Genomic DNA, 20,627 nt, shown 5'->3' with positions numbered 1-20,627 from the left:
TACCGTTATATTACAATCCACTTGACCTTTTTGCCATTTCGATTAGGTCGAGCATTCCGCGCCCTCGCTCTTTTGCGAGGCCTCCGCGGGCGGCAAGCTCCAATGAAAGGGCCGCGAGACCAAGGAACACCGCGAACTCATTTCGCGACAGATCGCACTCCAAATGATCGATCTCACGCCTCAAAATGCTGATGTCACCGCGCGCGAACGGCCCGGTCAATGCATTTACTGTACCTTTCTCCCAAATATTGCGGATCGTCCTCTCGACCAGAGGACGCAGTATCAACATCGGATCATCAACACCCGCCTTCCCCATCATCGAAAATGACAATTCCAGCAACGCCGTCAGATGCCCCGATGCTGCGACCGCCGCAGCATGATAGATCGTCTTTGCCTCGGTCTTGATAGTGAACGAATAGCCGCCGAGCGCTTCGATCAAGGCATCTGCTGTACTCACCGCCCTTTCGTCGCCCTCAACACAGAAAGCCGCGTTGCGGAATACTGTTGGTTCGGTCTGAGCAGTTACCGAGATCAATGGGTGCATCGAGCCGGTATTGCAGCCGACTGCGGCAAGAGCATCCAATACCTCCGACGATAGCGCACCGGAACAATGCAAAGCGATAGTTCCCGGCGTAACGCATGACGCAAGCATTCGTGCGACAGACTCAATAGCGTCGTCAGAAACCGTGATCAGAATGACGTCGGACCCGATAGAGGTCAAGCTTTCCGGTGTCTCCACGCGGTTTTGCGGGTCGGCACGCCGGCCGATCAGATGTTCGAGCTCGAATTGAGTCGAGGCTATCGCTCCGGCAAGAGCAAGCCCAACGCGGCCCGGCCCAACTATCGTTACGCTTGGCATTCCGCTTTGACTATAACGCAGTCAAAGCATAACTGAAAGACATGCGTCAGACGACAAGCCCGTACGGCGAATATGTTTATGTAAAGTTTCTTTAGGAAAAGTCCTTATCGGCCGACAATTCAGCGGCGTCTGCCGCCATCGCCTGTGCCTTCGCCTCTTCAATGGCCCGAAACGCAAAGTGAAGCGCATTAATGTCCTCCTCTGCGAAGGTACCGAATCGCTGTGCATTCTTGAGAGTTGAGATGACCTTTGAGGCTCCCTTTGTGATCGCCGGCTCTGATGATCCTTCAAGAGCATCTATCAACAGCACCGAATTTTCCGTCAATTTGGACCTGAATGTCGAAACACCTTGGTTCACCGCTTCCCACAACTGTTCGGGCCAATGTTCGGCTGTCGAAAGATCGAAAAGTGCGAAACCGCACCCACAAAGCGTATATGACTCTGCGGCTTTCTTCGAATCCAGAGCGCAATTGAGTCTTTTGGCCTTTGCAGCGAATGCACGGATAGAGCTGCGCTGTGCAGGTTCAAAACCGTCCAATCCGGAGATCGCTTCGAACTCACGCCAAATGCCCGTTCCGAAGATCTCGTCGAACTTCTCCTTATACGCGCGGTCTCTGACAACACGGTCGTGCTGCTCCGCATAAACCGCAGCGTATTGCTTCCGAAAATTATCTATGTCCAATCGCAGTTTCGCCGCGGTAACGGATGAGTTTGGCTCGAGCGACGTCAACACGGCCGCATGAAGCTGCGAATGAAGCGCGTCCACTCTTCTGTCGCCTGTAAACTCGGCCAAAGACAGGTATCGGAGCGCTTCTTCACGAAGTCCGGCGCTCGCAACAAAGTCGGTCAGCATCTTCAGATTGGCTGTATTTGATTCGAACTCAACGTCTGAATCAGAAAACGTGTCTGCTACTGTTTCGAGGCAGGCCTCGATCGTCGATGAACCGGACACAACCGATCTAACGGCGTCTGCCGCCCGTATGAACGGTCTGAACGCCGGCCCCGAAAGCCGCCAAATACGCGATGTGATCTGCTCATCGCTAAGCTCATCAAAGCGTGATGCCGTCGCGGTCGAGTCCCATTCGGAAAGCCAATCGGAGAGCCCGGACAATATCTCCTCTCTTAATGCCGGATCATCAAGCGTGCCTGTAAATTTGCGCCCGCAAAGGTTGCCTGCCCACCAGACAAGGCGTGCCGGGCTGTATGCCAACGCCTTCGGGGCGGCAATGCCGCTTATGTCTTCCCAAATGATCTGCAGATCGAGCGATCGTTTATTTATACGGTCGCCGCTTCGGGTAATGAATTCGATCGTACCGGCGGAGACCAAGGCCGCGAGCAGCAGATATACGGATTCTTGACCAAGCCCCATGGGAGTTCGGCTCAGATCGGCAAAGATCGGGCCGAGGGGCCTGACACTTCCGTCGGATGAAACGCTTTCGACAATGGCGGCAGCAAATGTGTTTTTTTGAAGTGCCTCAGCCGAAGCCGGCTTTAGCCGATCACCGTCCGGTTCGACGATACCGAGGGCCGAGCCGAACGAGCGTGCCAACGCTTGAGTTTCCGCAAGATCGGGATTTGAACCTCCATAGAGTCCGCTGACCAGAGACGAAACCTCGTTCATCCCCAATGGCTGCGGGAAATATGGATGGACCGGATAGCGTCCTTCGAACAGCGATTCAAGCATTAACGCCATTACTTGAGCGAGGGTTGCCGCGTTTCGGGCCTCATCCGTGAAGTTGTATTCGAGGCCGTCAATTTCGAGAGTCGCTTCGTTCAGGAATGCCTTCTGAAATATCTTTTCTGCGGCAAGAGCATGTGCTTGGATCGCAGATGAAAGATGCTGAGAGAACTCGGTACGGACATTCTGGTCCTTCTGAAGTACGACCAGCCGCTTCAGCGATTCCATAGCTTCGGCGTCAATATCCGCCGGCAGCCACCGTATCGCACCATTCTCGCCAAAAACTGCTCCGGACCCCTGCTTTCCGATATCGATCGCGACGATCCAGTCTGCCACGGTATCAGTGGTTTCCGGTATCGCAGAGTTCCAATACACGACGCCTTTTCGATGGCTACCGCGCCAAAGGATACTCGTCTCAGAACGCTCGGTTCCGTCATGCCCCTCAAAGGAACAGTCCGAAAAGCGTTCGCACATTGCCTGCCGAAGAATCTCGAGGACATCGTCGTACGAAATGCTTTCCGACGCAGCGGCAAGGGCACTTCTAAGGTCGTCCTTGCCCTTTAACTTAAATGAGAATTTCCGGCTTCCGGTACTGTCGGTCGATTCATCGATCATTCCGGGATCGACACTGCGAAATTCCGTAAGAAGCCTCTCAACTTCAGCCACGGCGGCGTCCGGGCCGCTATCATCAAGGATGAGCATCGACGCGGCTATCTCCGAGGCCGTCGCCGCGCCTTCGTTCAGTGACAGCAGGAACAGACCTTTTAGTACAAGCTTGGCCTGCAGCCGTTTCATTACCGCTGTTTTTGCGATAACGCCGGCATTGATCCGATCAAAGGATGCAAAAACATCCTTTAGGTCATCGACTTCCCGCAGATTTGTCTCAACGCTGTCAAAGACCTCATCAGGAGCGATCAGCGAGTTCGCGGGCCTGCCCAAGATCCTTGATCCTGCCTCTGATGCAAAGCCCAGCAGTGCGAATTCTCTGAGATATAACCGTACGAACGGTGCGATCTCCATGATCACCGGATGCAGAGGATAGAGTGCGGTAAACCGCTGCTCGCTCCAGCGAAATCCGGGGATCGCCGCACGGTATTGTCCGTAAATATCATGGAGGATCCCGCGCATTCGCGGGTCTTTCGGAAAAATATGTGTGTCAACTATCCGATAAAGATGTTCCTGATCGAGGTAATCGATCGAGAACGCGGAGGACACGCCTATATTGGCCCCATCCGCTCCCGAAATATCATCGTCAAGGGCCACGCCCACGAAACTGCCGGTATTCTTGGCAACCTCGGCTATTTCAGCAAGGATCGCACCGTCGTCCCGTGTAACACGAGAGGCTCGCTCAAAAGCCGTGTCGATCAGGATCACAACACGGCCTTCGGTATGCGATCGCCTGATCGCAGCAAGAAGTTCACCGACCGTGCCGCTGAGCTGCGTAGCCGGAATGTTCAAGAACGTTGCGATCGCGGCCTTTAACTCGTCAAGCAGCGTCTCGCATGTCCCGCGGCGGACGAAAAGGACCGGGAAACTCTTTCGCTGAAGCCGCTGCAAAGCTCCTTCAACAAGCCTGTCCTGCACCCGCGGCCGCATATCGGCGTTCGCTAAGAGCCAGCCGAATGTCCCTAAAAAATGACTCTTCCCGACGCCGCGAAAGCCCGCCAATGCATTGGCAGAACCGGACGCGTCAGTAAGCCCGCAGACGCGTGATATCCACTTCGCCATCAACTCCGCGGTGGCGTCCGTAAAATGATATGATGCGATCGTATTTATCGGATCGAGGCTGAAGTCCGAAACTGTGCCGTGTTTGCGTACATCGACGACATCTTTGACCTTTTGTTCTATACGATTCATGCCGGACACTCGGTGGTGTGGAGATGTGAGGGGCGCACTGCAACGCAGACAACGCCGTGATTATTTTAACAAGTTTTATCCTAAATGAGAATAGATTTTTCCGGGTGTTGAAAAAGTCTGTATTCCACGAATATTCCGCTTCTTCCGCAACCAGAACGCAACCGGCTGCATCAAACCAATGTTGCTTTATTGGTCATTGGAAAATACACTTTTTCTAACGCGTATTTATTTTCGGAGGCATTTGATGTTAAGGAATTACACTCGAAAGATCACCGCTGTCGCTCCGCTAGCTTTGGCGCTGCTTTGTTTTCAGGCCGCACCGCTCCGCTCCGTTGCAGCGCAGGACACACCCGGCAAGCAGCCGCAAACATCAGAGACGGATCCCAAAGAGAAGAAAAAGAGCAAAAAAGAGGCCAACGATAAAACCGCCGCTACCGCGAATACTTCGCGAGCGCTGTCTGTTAAAGACGATCCCTCTATGATCGGAAAACGCAACATCAACAGCGGAAGTGACAAATTCTTCGGTTGGCTTGGCGGTTCAAAAGATAAAGAAATGGCGATCGGCCGACAACTTGCCCTTCAGGTCGAACAGCAGGCCAAGATACTTGATGATCCGGTGATCACCGAATACGTCAACCGCATCGGACAGAACATCGTCCTCCATTCCGACGCGAAAGTACCATTCACTATTAAGGTGATCGACAGCGATGAGGTGAACGCATTTGCGCTGCCCGGCGGCTTTTTCTTCGTAAATAAGGGGCTGATACTCGCTGCTGACAACGAAGCGGAACTGGCCGGTGTGATGGCCCATGAAATAGCGCACGTATGCGCGCGCCATGCAATGGAAAATCAGGGTAAAGGCACTCTCATTAATTACGCAGCGATCGCCGGAATAATCTTCGGCGGACCTATCACCAGCGGCATTCTTCAGAACGGCGGCGGTTTCCTTGCAGGCCTCGCATCACTCAAATTCTCGCGTGGAGCCGAGGAAGAAGCCGATAATCTCGGAGCTCAATACCTTTACGCTTCCGGCTACGACCCAACAGCAATGTCGATGATGTTCGAAAAACTGGCATCACAGAACAAGAAAAAGCCGGGTTCTATCCAAAAGATGTTCTCGACGCATCCGCCGTCACTTGAACGCCGCGATGACAGCATAAGGATCGTTGCGCGCTTTCCGGAACGCGACGAATACGTGATCACAACATCCGAGTTTCAGCGTGTAAAAGCCCATCTTTTGCGGCTAACGAATGCCAAAGCCGGCGTAAGCGTCGATTTCGATGATGTCGATGACAGTAAACCAACACTTAAGAAGCGTATGCCTGATGCCGATACGAGCGACGACGTCCGCCCCGGAACGAGTTCATCCGACGAACCGCCGAAACTCAAGAAAAGGAGTGAACCGACCACACCTCCGCCGGGACAATAGACCGTCGCCTTCCAAAGGAAAAATAGGCTGTTCTCGTTGAAGAACAGCCTATTTGATTACATTCTATCAAAACAACCTCAGTCGTTTTTGAGCGGAACACCTTGCGGGCCGACAGGCACATTCTGTTTCGGCTGCGAGGCAGTTGGCCTTGCAATAACCGTCGTCAGTGCCTGCGGGATCTGATTGGCTTGGATGTCGCCTTGATTATCAATTATCTGATCGATCATCTCGAAGGTTCCCTTTTCAAAATCCCTGGTCATCAGAACGCCGTCCTTATCAATGGTGAGCGGATAGATCCCGAATAACTGATTCTTGAAATTCTGAAAGAACGAGGCATCTTCAGGAGGCATCACGTTCTCGCGCTCAGGATTGGCCGGCGGCACCGTTGCGCCCATGATCTCGAGCTGTTCCTTTGCCTTGCCGACATAATCGCTGTTCGGATAGTCGCTGACGATGCGCTGATAATAGCGAACAGCTTGGTCCGTCTCTTCTTCGATCTGATATGTAACTGCCGTTTTGAAGAGCACCTCATCCATGAACTTGAAGTTCGGATACTTATCGAGGATCTCGCGAAACCGCGACTGTGCTCCCTTCAGCCCGCCCTTCTTTTGATCGACGGCAAGCGTGTAATAATAGTTCGCAATAAGCAGGTTGTGCAGGCCTAAATTGTCCTGCACCTCATCGAGCCGCTTTTCAGCGTCAGCCTTGAGGATCGAGTTCGGATACTGCTGAAGCAAAGCCTTCAGACGGGCTTCCGCACGCTTTGCGTGGGTCGCATCACGGTCAGGCAAGCCGATCTGCCGCATTTCGGCCTCTGCAATCTTCAAGACAACGCGATCGGCAAGCGGATGTGTCGGAAAGAAGGTGAGCCAATCCTGATATGACGCGATCGCTTGAATTAGATTGCTTGTCGAACCCTCCAAAAAGAATGAATCCGCAATGGCCAGCTTTGACATCGGCAGATACGCCGAATCGGGATAGGTCGTAATGATCGTCTGAAACAGCAAGCGGCCGACGTCATAATTCTTCTTACGGACCTCGCGTGTTGCTGTGATGAACAATTCTTTGTCTCGTCCGGGTGAAACGGTTCCGATCAGTTCGTCATACTCATCGTTTCCGCCCTTGCCGAATATGCCCAGAAATTTCTTTTTCTTCTTCTTTTCACGCGGCTTTCCCACTCCGTTATCAACGGTTGCGCGCGCCGAGGCCGTCTCCATTTGGAACTTGTCCACACGAGCCTGGAGTTCTGCAACCGCTTCTTCTAGCGAATCAATATCGGTCCGATCGTATTTATCGCCGCGGTCAACTCGGCCGTAAACCTTCGAAACGTCGCCCTGCAGCCGCGAAGCGTCCTTGTCCAGACTCTCTGCGCGTGCTATGGGCGAGTCCGGCGATTTATCGTCTTTGGTACCGGAAGCCTTATTTTCGGCCTTTAACGCCGATACGGAGCTTTCGAGCGAGCGTCGAATGCCCGACAACTTATCGGACATTACCGTAAGCCGCTGCAAAGCCGTTCCGTCGCCCTTTTGCGCGAACGCAACGCCGGCCGCGAGAAAACAAACGGCCAGAATAACAATAGATCCCCTAAAGAATGATCTGTGCATAAATTTCATGTATGAGCCGAGCCGTCAGACCCAGCGAGTACCCTTATCAATTAACCCCTTCACCGCCGCAGCACGATCCTTCTGACCGAAAACAGCTGAACCCGCAACGATAATTTCAGCACCGCTCAGAACAACCTCTCGAATATTCGCTTCATCAATGCCGCCGTCGATCTCGATCCTGACTCCGAGTCCGCGTTCATCGATCATTTGCCGCAGCCGCCGTAGCTTATCTAAGACCGGGCCGATGAACCGCTGGCCTCCGAAACCCGGATTTACCGACATCAGCAGGACAAAATCCGCATAGCATAAGACTTCGTCCAGCGCGCTTAGCGGGGTCGCCGGATTGATAGCAACGCCTGCCTTTGCACCCGCTTCGCGAATGGATGTAAGCGTGCGTTGAAGGTGGGGATCGGCCTCGACATGGACCGAGACCATATCAGCGCCGGCGGCGGCGAACTCTGCCGCGTATCTGCCGGGCTCAACGATCATAAGATGCGTATCGATGCGCGAGGCTGTGATCGCACGCAGGGAGCGGACCACAGGAAGCCCGATCGTGATATTGGGCACGAACCGTCCATCCATTACATCCACATGAAGCAGCGATACACCTGCTGCCTCAACTGAGACGATCTCCTCGCCGAGACGCGAGAAATCTGCGGACAACAACGAAGGCGCCAGTTCGAAACCGGCGGATATTTTCTCGACATTTGTTGCAGTTCCCACAGTTTTCGTTGCTTTAGCGGTGCGGCCTCGACTGGCTTTTCGGCTTCTCGTCAGAAGGTTTCGCCGCCGGCGGTTTTACCGGCGGTTGTGTTTCCTTTTTTGATTTATCAGCAGGCTCATGTGCAGCCTTATTGCTGTTCGAAGCATCCGCGGAGGAATTGCTGCTCGATTTGGTGTCCGTATCGGACGGAGCGGCATTCACATCGCGTGTCGTATCCGCCTTTTTCCGGTTCGTGTTGGTGTTCGTCTTCGGTTTCTTCGGCTTATCGGTGATCATCTCCTCGATCTTTTCCGTGTCGTCTTCGCTGCCTTTTATTACCGTAGGTGCGGTCTCGCCGCTCGCAGGCGGCCGGCTTGTTACAACCAGGATCATCTGCCCTGTTTTGACGGTTTCGCCGGGTTTCGGGAGCTGTTCAATGATAGTATTCGGAGGGTCATTCGTTACACGATCGGCCCGTTTTTTGATCTTGAGGCCGAGTGAAGCGAGTTCGTTCTCACTCTCACCAAACGACTTTCCGGTGATCTCAGGCACCTTGATCTCACTTCCCTGAAGCGAGAAATACATTACGCTCATCATCCCAGCAAGGAAGACGGCAAGCAGAACACCTACAGCTACCAGCCTACCCAATGCAGCAGTGCCTTTCTTAAAAAAACTCATATTTCAGCTGCCAAACGGCCGAACGGAGATTTTACCTTTTTTTTCCTAACTAAACACCTGCTCCGCAATGATTTTTGACCTCTGAAAGCCGGCAATGAAGAAACCGTCCATATCGTCCCGATCGGGCCTGGTGCGATAGAAGCCATCATCACAGCGGAATCTTGCGTCGATGTCGAGCGTGACCGCCTGCATTTCACGCGAGTTTGAAAGAAACTCAGCGGCAACACCTTCATTCTCTTCAGGTTCGATCGAGCACGTCGAATAGATCAAAAGGCCATTCTCCTTCACCAACTGAGACGAGTTTTGCAGTATCCTGAGTTGCCTTAATGAATGGCGCACGATCTCATCGGTCGTAATACGGTAGCGGAGTTCCGGATTGTGCCGTATCGTTCCCGTTCCCGTACACGGAGCATCTACAAGCACTACATCAAAAGACGCGGCCGCGAACGGCAGAGGCCGTTCAGCATCGTATCGTACGATGTCGATATTGCGGCATCGCTGGCTTACAGCAGCGTTTTTCAGCAGTTCAGTACGCCGTTGCGATCGATCGCCGGCAACGATCGCATGACGCGGAAAACGTATCGCTATCGCCGTGCATTTACTTCCGGGCGAAGCACAAACATCCAAGAAACGGCCGCCGTCCCGAAGTGATATCGCGTTTGCTACCAATTGAGAGCCGGCATCCTGAAAATATATCTTACCTTCGTCCGCCAGACGGTTGAGAAGGGCGTCATAACGTACCGCGATCGCCGCACCTTGAACGCCTTCAACCCGCTGATACTTTTCGATCAGCTGCCGATCTGCTGCAACGGCGCGATTTGCGGCCCGGAAGGTAAGATGCGGTTTTTCGTTGTTCGCCCGTGCAATGGCCGCGGCCGTCTCGCGGCCGAAATTCGCCGTCCAACGCTCGATCAGCTCACGAGGGTGTGATGTTTCCAAGACGATACGATCTATCGCGTCATCAGGCTGCGGTGAAGTTCGTTCTCGCTCATAGCGGCGGAGTATCGCGTTAACCAGGCCGGCAGCGGAAGATCTTTTCAACTGTCTTATAAGCTTCACGCTCTCGTTGACCGCAGAATGTGCGGGGATACGGTCAAGGTGTCTAAGTTGATAGAGCCCGAGCCGAAGGACGATCCGCACTTCCATGTCGAGCCGTTTGCCTGCAACCAGCTTATCGATGATGCGGTCAAGTTCTAGCTGCCGCCGCAGCGTTCCCAGAACAATCTCATGGCAAAGTCCGCGATCCCTCTCGGAAAGTTTCGGTTCGATCTCCGCCAGAGATCCTGATGAAAGAGCCCCTTTTGTCTCGACGGCAAAAAGTACCTTGAATGCGGCCAGTCGCGCGTCCAATTGCCGTGTCAAGGATCGCACCTCTCAGGATGCCGTTGCGAATGATCGATGCCTGTGCCTCTTCGCAGGTCATGATCGACAGTTACCCGCTCATCGAAGACGAAACACTCGCCCACCCACGACGACTCTTCGGGCGGTACGGTCTCAAGGTATTTGAGGATGCCGCCTTCAAGCTGATAAACCTCTTCAAAACCAAGCTGACGCATATATGGTGCGAACTTTTCACAGCGGATGCCGCCTGTACAGAACATTGCTATCCGTTTGTGCTTTTCCGGATCGAGATTCTCCGCGACATACGCGGGCAGATCGCTGAACTTGGCCGTATGCGGGTTGACCGCATTTCGAAAGGTGCCGCTCTTATATTCGTAGTCGTTGCGTGTATCGAGTACCAACGTCTCTTGATCGTTTATCAGGCGGTCCCACTCAGAAGGCGTAACATGCGTTCCTTTGCCGAGATCCAGATCGACATCCTGCTTTAGGGTAACGATCTCCGGCTTTATCTTGACATCGATCTTCCGGAGCGGCCGCTGAGCATAGAACGATACCTTGGGCTTGATATCCGATCGCAGAACGGCCTCGGCACGCGGAATAAAAACATCGATCTCAGCTCGAGTGCCGCACAAACTCGCGTTAAAGCCTTCATCCGCAAGAATGATCGTGCCGCGAACGCCTGTATCCGCCATAGATCGGCGCAATTCTTCTTTGATCGCCGCGAGGTCTCCGACCTCCTCCATTCGCTTAAATTCGTAGAAATTTATGATCGCAATATTTTCCGACATCAAAAGATCAGCCGCCGAAGCGCATGCCTCGCTCTATAAGGTGTCCGTTGATGAATTCGCGCACACCGCCCCGTTTTCTTCCTTCCATCTGAAGCTCTAAAACCCTGATCGCGGTATTTCCGCCGCACTTCACGATCAGATCTTCGCCGTCCGCGGCCAAGATCGTTCCCGGTGAAGCCTCGTTTCCTACATCGCAGATCTCCGACCTAAAAAGCTTTACGCGACGGCCGTTGAGCATCGAGAACGATCCCGGGAACGGTTGAAAACCGCGAATGCGGTCAAAAATCGCCTTTGCAGAAAAATTCCAATCGATCTGCCCGTCCGACTTTTTCATTATCGGAGCAATCGTTGCCTTTGCATTATCCTGCGGCGTCGGCTTAAGAATATCAAGCCGGTTAAGTGTGTCTAAAAGCAGTTGACTGCCTGTCATTGCGAGCCGATCCATCAATTCGATCGCATTTTCCTCCGGTCCGATGTCTGTTTCCCGCTGCATCAGAATATCGCCGGTATCAAGGCCGGTATCCATACGCATTGTAGTAACGCCTGTAACACGATCTCCGTTCACGATCGCCCAATTTACCGGCGCGGCACCCCGATACTTCGGCAGCAGCGAAAAATGTACGTTTATTGCACCTTTCGCGAACGCAGTTAGATATTCGATCGGCAAGATCCTGCCGTAAGCTACGACAACTGCAACATCCGCGTCAACTGAACGGAAACGCTCGGTCTCAGCTTCCGCGCGGAGTTTTTCGGGTTGGTGTATCGCAAGGCCGTGCTCAACTGCGTACACTTTCACCGCAGAAGGCGTTAAACGGCCGCCTCTTCCGGCCGGCCTGTCCGGTTGCGTGTAAACCGCGCAAATATCATGTCCGCTCGCCAGCAACGCCTCCAAAGAAGTTACTGCCGCCGGCGGCGTACCCATAAAAACGATCTTCATCTGTTCCCCAACCGCAACGCGTCGGCCATCACGTAAAAGATCCAATTTTGCTCCATCGAGCCGCGGAACAAATAAGCGTTAGGCCCGACCGCAAAGACAGCAACGTCCTCACCGCCGTGGGTCTCGCCGCTGAGCGGGATCATTGCTTCCTGAAGGTAATCCTTGTCAGTAGTATCGACGTTGGTCAGATCGCGTCTGCCGTTCTTCAACGGTTCGAATGACTTCGCTTCACCGCAGCATTTCTTCGGGCCTTCGGGCTGGGTGTCGGACGCACCTTGGTAACCCTTTCCGTTGGCATAGCTGAGCGTTGTGTACGGAAGGCCTAGTTTGTCCTTTTTATAACTCGGCCGCAGCGAGCCATCGGGCCCAACTTCACGAACAAGGCCAAGAATGTCATTGCCGCGTGCCGGATAGCCTTGGATCACCATAGTATGGCTATGATCTGCGGTTACGACGATCAGGGTCTCATTAAGGTTTACCTTTTGAGAAACCGTACGAACTGCGTCTGAAAGCGCGACAGTTTCGGAAAGGGCACGATACGCGTTGCCGTCATGGTGACCGTGATCGATCCGGCCGCCTTCGACCATCAAGAAATACCCTTTTTTATTGTAAGAGAGTATATCAACTGCTTTTGCTGCCATCTCTGCCAGCGACGGCTCCCCGGCACGATCTTCCTTCCTCTCAGACTCATACTGCATATAGCCGGGTTCAAAAAGTCCGAGCAAATGCTTTGTCTTTGCGGTGTCTATCGCATCAAAGCCTTTCTTGTCCCAGACGTATGCCGAATCGCGATATTTCTTTTGCCACTCGGCCGCGAGATCGCGTCCGTCGAGCCGTTCGCCGCGCTTTTCGGGGTATTCCGGGTCTGCCTGATCCTGCCGCAGGAACTTCGACCTGCCGCCGCCAAGCACAACGTCGATGCCGTCACCATACTTGAAAGCCAACAGCTGCGCGGCGATATCAGGAAATCCCGCTTCGTAAGCCGCCTTGCTGCGCTTTTTGATATCAGCATCGGACTCCCAGTTACGATCGGCCGTGTGTGCGTAGCATGCTCCGGGCGTTGCGTGTGTAACGCGTGCTGTCGATACGATGCCGGTTGACATTCCGTTCTCTTCAGCCATTTCAAGGAGTGTCTTTGTTTCGTGGCCCGCCACCGACGAATAGTCGCCGCGAACGACGCGCTGATCGACCGACAGAATGCCTTCGTCGGTCTTAACGCCGGTGATGATCGCACTCATGGTAGGCGCCGAATCCGAGGTCTGCTGGTTAGTATTGTATGTCTTTGAGAGAGCCGAATAGGGAAAGTTCTCAAAGCTAAGCCTGTTCTCTTCGCCGCTTTCGCCGCGGCGTTGTCCTTCAAAGATACGAGCGGCCGTCAGTGTAGAAATGCCCATACCGTCACCGACAAAAAGAATGACGTTCTTTGCCCGTTTCTTATTCGGTTTTTCGGCCTTTGCACGCTCGATCGCCGCAAGGCCGTCCGCACGCCATGTATCAACACTTTCCGGCCGCTTTACGGGATATGGTTCCCGTACGGTTTGGCCGAATGTTGGAACCAACATTGCGCACAAAAGGGTAAGTGCAACCGTCTTTGATCTCATCGTTCTACTCACAAAAAATCTTAGGTTCTCCGAGGAGAACCTAGTAAGCGAACCGGTTTTGAAAAGGCGATCCGTCAATAACCGCAGTGGTAATTCGAATTCTCATAGGCCCGCGTCCATTTGCCGTTCGCCTTTTTGTACGCGGTAAAACCCGAGCCTTCGAATGCTTCGACATAAGTAAAAATCTCACCGATCCCGTCGCCGTCGTAATCAAAGCTGTCCAAGAAGAGTTCTTGATAAACACCTTCGTCGATCGCCTTAATATCTCCGCTCATCGTACCCGCCTGATCTATTGTGCGAAAGTCTGAGAATGAGAGCACATACTTACCTTTCGTGTTCTTTTCCGCAATGAAAAAAAGTAAACCCCGCGTCAATTTGTCGATCTCGGTCCAGTAAGTGCCGACAAATTCTGCGTTGCCGTTCTTATCGATGTCGATGCCGGTAAGATTCAGATATTTCAGCACTTTTGGCGACAATTTATGTCTTGCGTACTCACTTCTGACCAAAGCCTCGACCTCGGCCTTTTCGGCATTCGTCGGTTTGCGCCGGAAGAACGCCTTGTTAGTGATCGGCGCGTTTGTCGCGAGTCCCATCACAAGTCCTTTTAGCGGCGACCTGGTGCTCTGGGTTGTAACGGTTGCCATGTTCTTGGTACATTCAGCATTCGCATCCGAACTCTTCACACGCACAGTTCCCGAGTCCACTCCGCCGAAGATCAGCCGATAGACGGTTCCGGGCTTGTAATAGGTCTTGTTGAACGCGGCAATAATATCTGCCGCATCGCTGCCGTTGACCGGCGGCTCAAGCTTGCCCTTGTTTATGTATGCGATCGGCTCGGTCGTTCGGCCGTCGTTCAGGACCGCGAAAACGATAGGCTTCGGAGCTTTCGGCGGCGCCTTTGGTGCCGTTTTTTGGGCCGCGACGGAAAGCGTCAATATCGCGGTGACGATAGAACCCAACAATATTTTCTTCATAACAATGACCTGCCTTAAATTTTCTGACTTACCGATTTACCCTGCATGAATTGGAGCAGGTATTCGCGGCCGCCGGCCTTAGAATCGGTACCGCTCATATTAAAACCGCCGAAAGGATGAACACCCACCAGCGCGCCCGTGCATTTACGGTTAAGATACAGATTGCCGACGTGGAAATCGCGGCGGGCCTGTTCGAGCCGCTCCTGCGACGCCGAATAAACCGATCCGGTCAGGCCGAATTCCGTACCGTTCGCGATCTCCAGAGCATGATCGTAGTCGCGAGCCTTCACGACAGCGAGAACGGGAGCAAACACCTCTTCCTGCTCGATCGTCGCGCCGGCATTCACGCCGTCAATAACGGTCGGATTGACGAAAAAGCCCTTTGAATCGTCGCCGGTACCGCCGGCTACCACAGTTCCGCCTTCGGCAACAGCCTTTTCAATGTAACCGAGCGTCTTATCAAATGAACGTTTGTTGATAACGGCGGCGACATTTGTTTCCGGCGAACCCGGATCGCCGATGATCAGTTTGTTCGTCCTCTCGATCACCTTTTCGAGCAGTTCGTCATGCACCTTCTCATCAACGATAAGACGTGAACACGCCGAGCACTTTTGCCCCTGGAAGCCGAATGCCGCTGCAACCACGCCGTCAGCCGCCGAATCAAGGTCAGCATCATCAGCTACAACGATAGCGTCCTTGCCGCCCATTTCGGCAACAACACGCTTGATCCAGATCTGGCCGGGCCGTGTCTTGGCGGCTTCTTCGTTTATATGCAAACCGACACCTTTCGATCCGGTGAATGAGATGAACCGTGTTCTCGGATCCGTGACCATTGCTTCGCCGGTTGCCGCACTGCCGCTGATAAAATTAACAACGCCTGCCGGACATCCTGCTTCTTCGAGGATCTCCATAAATTTAGCGGCAATGGTCGGTGAATCAGAAGAAGGCTTAAGAACGGTTGTGTTTCCCGTTACGACCGCTGCCATTGTCATACCGCACATTATCGCAAGTGGAAAATTCCACGGCGGAATTATCGCTCCGACGCCAAGGGGAACGTACGTAAAACGATTATCCTCACCTGAATATGGCGTTACGGGCTGATCAGATGCCCAACGGAGCATTTCACGGCCGTAAAATTCACAGAAATCGATGGCTTCGGCGGTATCGCCATCGGCCTCAGCCCAGGTTTTTGCGACCTCAAAGACCATCCAAGCTGATAATTCGTGTTTTCGTTGCCGCATAAGGTCCGCAACTCGGAACAGCAATGCTGCGCGTTCTGCCGGCGACGTTCTGCTCCAAGACTTGAACGCTTCCGTAGCTGCGTCAATGGCTTTTCCGACCAATGAAACATCGGTATCTCCCTCAGGAAAGATCCCGACGACCCTCGAATGATCCGCAGGGTCAACACTTCTGAACTGACTTTCCAGCGTGATCTTTTCACCGCCGATAATGATCGGATACTCACGGCCAAGATCGCCCCGAACCTTTTCCAATGCCGTCTCGAAAGCCGCCTTATTCGCCTCATTCTTAAAATCCGTGAACGGCTCATTGCGAAAGTCATCTGTCTGTCTTTGTGTATTCATCTGAAAATATCCTCACTGCCGCATTCCGCGGCGCATTTCGCGACGCTCCCATTCGTCGAGCATCTCCGGCACAACAGGCTCGCCCGCCGCTTGCCAACCGATAACAAATCTCAACGATTGTGTGTCGCGTGCATTTTTAACATACGCGAGCAAAAGAACCCAGCCTTGTTCAAGGTAGAGATTCAATTCGCGTATCGAAGCGGCCTCGGCGGCCAGCTTTGTATCCTCGATCTTTATTGCCATTCGCCGGTTTCCTGAAGTTTCTTGATTCTACGCTTTGCGAGTTGGCGTTTCAAGGGAGACATTCGATCAAGGAAAACAATGCCGTCGCAATGATCGGTCTCGTGCAAAATGCACCGTGCCGCAAGTCCCCGCATATCAGCCTCGAACTCCTCGCCGTTGATATCGAGCGCCCTTACGATGACACGCATCTCCCGCTGCACGAGCTGATACAGCCCCGGAAATGATAAACATCCCTCATCGCCGATCTGTTCGCCCTCCTGATGAATGATCGTCGGGTTTATCAACACTTTTCGTACGCGTTCGTTGTCGTCATCTTCGGGCGTATCCATTACAAAGAGACGCTTCGAAACACCAACCTGCGGAGCTGCCAAACCCACGCCGCGTGCGCTCGCCATCGTCTCGAACATATCCTCTACAAGCACGCGCAGCCCACTATCGAACGCCTCAGCCGCGACAGGTTTTCCAACCTCCAGCAAAACAGGCTCCGGATAATGAACAATTCGCCGCACCGACATAAACGAAATTGTACAATAAACGCACAGAATTCTCCGAAAACTCCCCTCCTTACAAAGGAGGGTTGCAGTCCCGACGTCTTTGGTCGGGGCTGACGGGGTGGTTCCCTCTTACGGTAAATACGAACTGATCCGCGATCTGCCGTTGGCATGCGTTTCTTAATTCTCTCATTGATCACTTTACACGCAGCAAAGAACCACCCCGTCATTTGCCCAAAGCGGCAAATGTCACCCCTCCTTGGTAAGGAGGGGAATTTTTCTTGTAATATATTTACTGGGATGATCTGATCACAAATGTCTTACAAGCGACATCCGGACGACATTAATAATCTGCCGCATCTTGCCGAGTTTCGTAAAGAATTACGCAGTTCGATGACGCACGCCGAAGCCTCACTTTGGAATATGCTCAAGAACTCTCAATTTGAGGGTAGAAAGTTCCGGCGCCAACATAGCGTCGGCAATTACATACTCGATTTCTATTGTCCTGCAGAGAGACTCGCGATCGAATTAGACGGTTCGAAGCACTTTTCCGGCAAAGGACAGGCCTATGACCGTGAACGGACAAAATATCTGGAATCGCAAGATATCCGCGTTCTCAGATTTGAGAACGAACGAATTTTCCACGATCGTGACTGGGTCGCCGACATGATCCGCGACAATTTTCGCTTCGGGCCGAAGCCACCGACCAGAGTTTACGGCCGAGGAAAACATTACAACAAAACAAACTCCTAAAAACTCCCCTCCTTACAAAGGAGGGGTGGCAGTCCCGACGTCTTTGGTCGGGGCTGACGGGGTGGTTCTCTGACGCAGATGAAGTGAAGGCGCCGATCGTAATATCGTTTAGCTGACAGTTTTGTACCGTTATCAGTTTCGTTATCCGCACCAAAGAACCACCCCGTCATTTGCCCAAAGCGGCAAATGCCACCCCTCCTTGGTAAGGAGGGGAATTTTATGTTCTGTCCCGAACTATGTCGAAGCGGATTACGGCCGCTTGCAGTTAGTGATCGGAACCCTCATCCCGGCGTAGAGAATTCGCCCAATCACAGAGCGCTTTCTTGTCGGCTTCTGTCAGCGCGGCATTCGGGTGGCCGATCACATACGCGGTCATCGGCATTTCGCCCGATCCGACCTGCTCACAGACCTCTTTGAACTTTTTATTGCGGCGCTTTGGCTCATAGGCAGCAAAGCGGCTGAAGTTGAGTTCATCGCGCCCCTTGTCGATGTGATTTTTTAGGAACCATCCGACAGGCTGAATGTAGGAATACCACGGATAAACGGTATTATTTGAATGGCAATCGTTGCACGATCTTGAAAGTATCGAGCTGATCTCCGGCGGCACGGAAACCGCTGCCTCGATCGTTTCGCCTTCATTGATCGGCGGGTTCGACTTGTCGATCTGAAAGAGCTGAATGACCAAAAAGCCCGCAGCCAGAACGAGTACGATGATCTTGACTGCTTTTTTCATACCTTTGATATAACATAGAACGCTTGTTGCCGCAATATGTTAAGGAAAGGCACCCTTAACAAGGCACGATGCGTCTTAGCATCACCGAATATGGAGTTCTAAATACGAATGAAACAGATCTTAGCGATATTTTTCTTTATGGGTCATGACTAGTTAAACATCCTTTATAGTAGGATAACGCTAGTAATGACAGGTAGTTACAAGATACTAAAGCGTTCTCGAATTTCGAGAGCAAAATTTCGTCAGATATTGAAGTATTTTTCACTTGATCTGACGGCATCACAGATCACCGAATTGACGGGTTTGAACCGGAACACGGTGAACAGATATTTGAAAAAGATTCGTGAGTCGGTGGCAGCTTTCTGTGAAAGCGAATCTCCGTTTTCAGGAGTGGTCGAGCTGGACGAATCATACTTTGGTGCAAGAAGAGTTCGCGGAAAGCGAGGACGCGGAGCATACGGGAAAACGATCGTTTTCGGTATCTACAAACGAAACGGCAAAGTCTATACCGAGATTGTTCCTAACTGCTCTCGTAAAACGCTTTACGCTATTTTAGAAGGCAAGGTGAATAAGACTTCGACCGTCCATACAGACGGCTTTCGTGCCTATCATTCGCTGGTCGATCTTGGTTACAAAAAGCATTACCGCATCGACCACAGCAAGGATGTTTTCGCCCTCGGCACCAATCACATCAACGGCATCGAAAGCTTCTGGGGCTATGCGAAAGTCCGTCTCGTGAAGTTCCGCGGTATGCGAAAATCTACCTTCTACTTGCACCTAAAAGAATGTGAGTTTAGATTCAATTACAGACAACAAAATCTTTACTCAATTCTCTTAAATGTTGTCAAAGAACTATGACTTAACTAGTCATGACCCTTCTTTATTCTTACAATTGTCATCGCCGGTTTTGGCCAATCAGTTACGGTCAGCCCACATGAGGTTACATATAAGCGGAAAGCACCGTCCTCGGAATATAAAAAGACGTTCAGTATTACTTATCCGAAGATCAAAGCGGCAACACCGGCTCTCTCACGCAAGATCGAAGCTCTCTTGAGTTATGAAAAAGCCTTTGACCTTACTCTTGCCGAAGAACTCAAGGAATCTCATTGGCTTGATGAGGCCACGTACGAGGTCGAATATAACGGCAAGGGAGCACTCTCAGTCGCATTGTCGATAGCAGGCTCGGCCGCTTACCCTGACGGTTCAACGAAATACATTGTCATAGATACCAAAAAAGGTACGCGTGCGACCGCATCAACGGATCTCACGAATACGAATGGTCTGATAGCTAAACTTAACGTGATGCTCAAAAAGGAGATCGCGGCGGCGATCAAGGAAATAAAAGCGGATCCTGATAATGCCGACGCAGATACGGAACAACTATTTGCAAATAAGAAATTTGGTGCGTCTGATCTTCAGAGTTTCTCGATCAACGCTCACGGTGTAACCTTTCATTACGATTACGGCTTTCCGCATGTCGAACAGGCCCTAGAGCCTGCCGGCGAATTCACACTCTCCTGGACGGAAATGAAGCCGTATCTGCGCGCGGGCGGATTGCTTGCGGCAGTCGCACGCTAGTATAATCAACGCCATGACCGACAGGAAGATCAGAGTATTGGTAGCGAAACCCGGCCTTGACGGACATGACCGCGGCGCAAAGGTTATCGCCAGAGCGCTTCGTGACGCCGGAATGGAAGTGATCTATACGGGGTTGCGGCAAACGCCCGAGATGATCGCGTCAGCAGCGTTGCAAGAGGACGTCGATGCCGTCGGTATCTCGATCTTAAGCGGTGCCCACAACACGCTTTGTCCGCGCATTGTCGATCTGCTTCACGAGAACGGCATGGATGACACGCTCGTACTTGTCGGCGGCATTGTTCCGCAGGAAGACGTGGCATCACTAAAAGAACGAGGTATTGCCGAGGTGTTCCTTCCCGGAACATCTACTGAGGACATCGTGAGCTTTATAAATTCACACGTCCGCCACGGCTGAATATTGATAGGAGATAAAAGAGGTGACATTTATGATCAGAAAACTAATAATTGCAGCAGCAGCGGCGACACTTGTCGCAGCGGGAACGGCCGTAGCCTCCTCGGCACGCACGGATGCGACACAGGACGTCGTCAGCGTTACAAAGAAAGTCGCACACAAGACGAAACGCGGCACCAAACAGGTCTATCACCGCACCAAGGTCGGCGGCAAATGGGTTTACCGCAAAGGCAAGAAGGGCGGCAAATATACTTATCACAAAGTGAAACGCGGCGGAAAATGGACATACGTCAAGACGCGGAACTTTGTCGTAGGCAAGCCAAAACGCATCAGCTAGTACACACAAGGCTGTCAGAAATGGCAGCCTTTCTTCTTTTCACAACTA

The 20,627-nt window shown here is 52.4% G+C and carries 20 protein-coding genes; 6 read left to right on the top strand and 14 right to left on the bottom strand.

Annotation, left to right across the window (positions count from 1 at the left end; translation table 11 throughout):
* Positions 1-10: 10 nt before the first annotated feature.
* Together HS105_06985 and HS105_06980 are read right to left on the bottom strand one after the other, a co-directional pair.
* Positions 11-859, bottom strand: a complete 849-nt coding sequence (locus HS105_06985; protein MBE7516337.1) for a DUF2520 domain-containing protein — start codon at positions 857-859, stop codon at positions 11-13.
* 91 nt (positions 860-950) lie between these two features.
* Positions 951-4,394: a hypothetical protein gene (locus tag HS105_06980; GenBank protein ID MBE7516336.1), complete on the bottom strand. Its 3,444-nt coding sequence runs from the start codon at positions 4,392-4,394 to the stop codon at positions 951-953.
* Positions 4,395-4,638: 244 nt separating this feature from the next.
* Here HS105_06980 and HS105_06975 point away from each other — a divergent pair, with 244 nt between their 5' ends.
* Positions 4,639-5,823: a M48 family metalloprotease gene (locus tag HS105_06975; GenBank protein ID MBE7516335.1), complete on the top strand. Its 1,185-nt coding sequence runs from the start codon at positions 4,639-4,641 to the stop codon at positions 5,821-5,823.
* 77 nt (positions 5,824-5,900) lie between these two features.
* Here the strand turns inward: HS105_06975 and bamD are convergent, their stop codons facing one another.
* The 11 genes from bamD to def form a co-directional block, all read right to left on the bottom strand.
* Positions 5,901-7,427: an outer membrane protein assembly factor BamD gene (bamD, locus tag HS105_06970; protein MBE7516334.1), complete on the bottom strand. Its 1,527-nt coding sequence runs from the start codon at positions 7,425-7,427 to the stop codon at positions 5,901-5,903.
* Positions 7,428-7,451: 24 nt separating this feature from the next.
* Positions 7,452-8,123, bottom strand: coding sequence for a ribulose-phosphate 3-epimerase (locus HS105_06965; GenBank protein ID MBE7516333.1), 672 nt, complete (start codon positions 8,121-8,123; stop codon positions 7,452-7,454).
* Positions 8,124-8,163: 40 nt separating this feature from the next.
* Positions 8,164-8,808, bottom strand: coding sequence for a PASTA domain-containing protein (locus tag HS105_06960; GenBank protein ID MBE7516332.1), 645 nt, complete (start codon positions 8,806-8,808; stop codon positions 8,164-8,166).
* 45 nt (positions 8,809-8,853) lie between these two features.
* A complete protein-coding gene (gene rsmB, locus HS105_06955) occupies positions 8,854-10,158 on the bottom strand; it encodes a 16S rRNA (cytosine(967)-C(5))-methyltransferase RsmB (GenBank protein MBE7516331.1) in 1,305 nt (434 codons plus the stop codon).
* An 8-nt stretch (positions 10,159-10,166) separates the two neighbouring features.
* On the bottom strand, positions 10,167-10,937 hold the full coding sequence (locus HS105_06950; GenBank protein MBE7516330.1) for a hypothetical protein: 771 nt from the start codon (positions 10,935-10,937) through the stop codon (positions 10,167-10,169).
* Between the two features lie 7 nt (positions 10,938-10,944).
* On the bottom strand, positions 10,945-11,874 hold the full coding sequence (locus HS105_06945) for a methionyl-tRNA formyltransferase (GenBank protein ID MBE7516329.1): 930 nt from the start codon (positions 11,872-11,874) through the stop codon (positions 10,945-10,947).
* Positions 11,871-13,475, bottom strand: a complete 1,605-nt coding sequence (locus tag HS105_06940) for an alkaline phosphatase (GenBank protein MBE7516328.1) — start codon at positions 13,473-13,475, stop codon at positions 11,871-11,873. The genes HS105_06945 and HS105_06940 overlap by 4 nt, the downstream gene beginning before the upstream one ends.
* A 74-nt stretch (positions 13,476-13,549) precedes the next feature.
* Entirely contained in the window at positions 13,550-14,449 is a 900-nt protein-coding gene (locus tag HS105_06935; GenBank protein ID MBE7516327.1) for a hypothetical protein, read from the bottom strand.
* Positions 14,450-14,463: 14 nt separating this feature from the next.
* Positions 14,464-16,032 (bottom strand): L-glutamate gamma-semialdehyde dehydrogenase, encoded by a 1,569-nt coding sequence (pruA, locus tag HS105_06930; GenBank protein ID MBE7516326.1) that lies wholly within the window; start codon positions 16,030-16,032, stop codon positions 14,464-14,466.
* Between the two features lie 12 nt (positions 16,033-16,044).
* Positions 16,045-16,275, bottom strand: a complete 231-nt coding sequence (locus HS105_06925) for a hypothetical protein (GenBank protein ID MBE7516325.1) — start codon at positions 16,273-16,275, stop codon at positions 16,045-16,047.
* The gene (gene def / locus HS105_06920; protein ID MBE7516324.1) at positions 16,266-16,790 is read right to left on the bottom strand and encodes a peptide deformylase; all 525 of its coding nucleotides are present in this window, start codon (positions 16,788-16,790) and stop codon (positions 16,266-16,268) included. Before def ends, HS105_06925 begins: the two co-directional genes overlap by 10 nt.
* Positions 16,791-17,081: 291 nt before the next feature.
* Here def and HS105_06915 point away from each other — a divergent pair, with 291 nt between their 5' ends.
* Complete coding sequence (locus HS105_06915) at positions 17,082-17,519, top strand: endonuclease domain-containing protein (protein MBE7516323.1); 438 nt, start codon at positions 17,082-17,084, stop codon at positions 17,517-17,519.
* A 265-nt stretch (positions 17,520-17,784) separates the two neighbouring features.
* Here the strand turns inward: HS105_06915 and HS105_06910 are convergent, their stop codons facing one another.
* Entirely contained in the window at positions 17,785-18,252 is a 468-nt protein-coding gene (locus HS105_06910; protein MBE7516322.1) for a heme-binding domain-containing protein, read from the bottom strand.
* 186 nt (positions 18,253-18,438) lie between these two features.
* On the opposite strand from HS105_06910, the gene HS105_06905 reads away from it, so the two are divergent.
* The 4 genes from HS105_06905 (at position 18,439) to HS105_06890 (ending at position 20,579) form a co-directional block, all read left to right on the top strand.
* Positions 18,439-19,110, top strand: a complete 672-nt coding sequence (locus HS105_06905; GenBank protein MBE7516321.1) for an IS1595 family transposase — start codon at positions 18,439-18,441, stop codon at positions 19,108-19,110.
* Positions 19,111-19,302: 192 nt separating this feature from the next.
* Entirely contained in the window at positions 19,303-19,830 is a 528-nt protein-coding gene (locus tag HS105_06900) for a hypothetical protein (GenBank protein ID MBE7516320.1), read from the top strand.
* A gap of 13 nt (positions 19,831-19,843) precedes the next feature.
* Positions 19,844-20,245, top strand: a complete 402-nt coding sequence (locus HS105_06895) for a cobalamin B12-binding domain-containing protein (protein MBE7516319.1) — start codon at positions 19,844-19,846, stop codon at positions 20,243-20,245.
* A 31-nt stretch (positions 20,246-20,276) separates the two neighbouring features.
* Positions 20,277-20,579 carry a hypothetical protein gene (locus HS105_06890; protein ID MBE7516318.1) on the top strand — a complete coding sequence of 101 codons (303 nt, stop codon included), beginning with the start codon at positions 20,277-20,279 and terminating at the stop codon, positions 20,577-20,579.
* Positions 20,580-20,627 lie beyond the last annotated feature (48 nt).

Source organism: Chloracidobacterium sp. (genome assembly GCA_015075585.1).
Classification (GTDB): Bacteria; Acidobacteriota; Blastocatellia; order Pyrinomonadales; family Pyrinomonadaceae; genus OLB17.
The sequence above is the reverse complement of the archived record's forward strand: the minus strand, read 5'-3'. Positions and strand labels throughout refer to the sequence as shown.

Coding starts and splice junctions, on each gene's coding strand:
- HS105_06945 (MBE7516329.1), bottom strand. CDS start 11,874: ATGAAGATCGTTTTTATGGGTACGCCGCCGGCGGCAGTAACTTCTTTG.
- HS105_06925 (MBE7516325.1), bottom strand. CDS start 16,275: ATGGCAATAAAGATCGAGGATACAAAGCTGGCCGCCGAGGCCGCTTCG.
- HS105_06935 (MBE7516327.1), bottom strand. CDS start 14,449: ATGAAGAAAATATTGTTGGGTTCTATCGTCACCGCGATATTGACGCTT.
- HS105_06915 (MBE7516323.1), top strand. CDS start 17,082: ATGTCTTACAAGCGACATCCGGACGACATTAATAATCTGCCGCATCTT.
- HS105_06980 (MBE7516336.1), bottom strand. CDS start 4,394: ATGAATCGTATAGAACAAAAGGTCAAAGATGTCGTCGATGTACGCAAA.
- HS105_06910 (MBE7516322.1), bottom strand. CDS start 18,252: ATGAAAAAAGCAGTCAAGATCATCGTACTCGTTCTGGCTGCGGGCTTT.
- HS105_06975 (MBE7516335.1), top strand. CDS start 4,639: ATGTTAAGGAATTACACTCGAAAGATCACCGCTGTCGCTCCGCTAGCT.
- HS105_06950 (MBE7516330.1), bottom strand. CDS start 10,937: ATGTCGGAAAATATTGCGATCATAAATTTCTACGAATTTAAGCGAATG.
- HS105_06985 (MBE7516337.1), bottom strand. CDS start 859: ATGCCAAGCGTAACGATAGTTGGGCCGGGCCGCGTTGGGCTTGCTCTT.
- HS105_06895 (MBE7516319.1), top strand. CDS start 19,844: ATGACCGACAGGAAGATCAGAGTATTGGTAGCGAAACCCGGCCTTGAC.
- def (MBE7516324.1), bottom strand. CDS start 16,790: ATGTCGGTGCGGCGAATTGTTCATTATCCGGAGCCTGTTTTGCTGGAG.
- bamD (MBE7516334.1), bottom strand. CDS start 7,427: ATGCACAGATCATTCTTTAGGGGATCTATTGTTATTCTGGCCGTTTGT.
- HS105_06905 (MBE7516321.1), top strand. CDS start 18,439: ATGACAGGTAGTTACAAGATACTAAAGCGTTCTCGAATTTCGAGAGCA.
- HS105_06890 (MBE7516318.1), top strand. CDS start 20,277: ATGATCAGAAAACTAATAATTGCAGCAGCAGCGGCGACACTTGTCGCA.
- HS105_06940 (MBE7516328.1), bottom strand. CDS start 13,475: ATGAGATCAAAGACGGTTGCACTTACCCTTTTGTGCGCAATGTTGGTT.
- HS105_06960 (MBE7516332.1), bottom strand. CDS start 8,808: ATGAGTTTTTTTAAGAAAGGCACTGCTGCATTGGGTAGGCTGGTAGCT.
- pruA (MBE7516326.1), bottom strand. CDS start 16,032: ATGAATACACAAAGACAGACAGATGACTTTCGCAATGAGCCGTTCACG.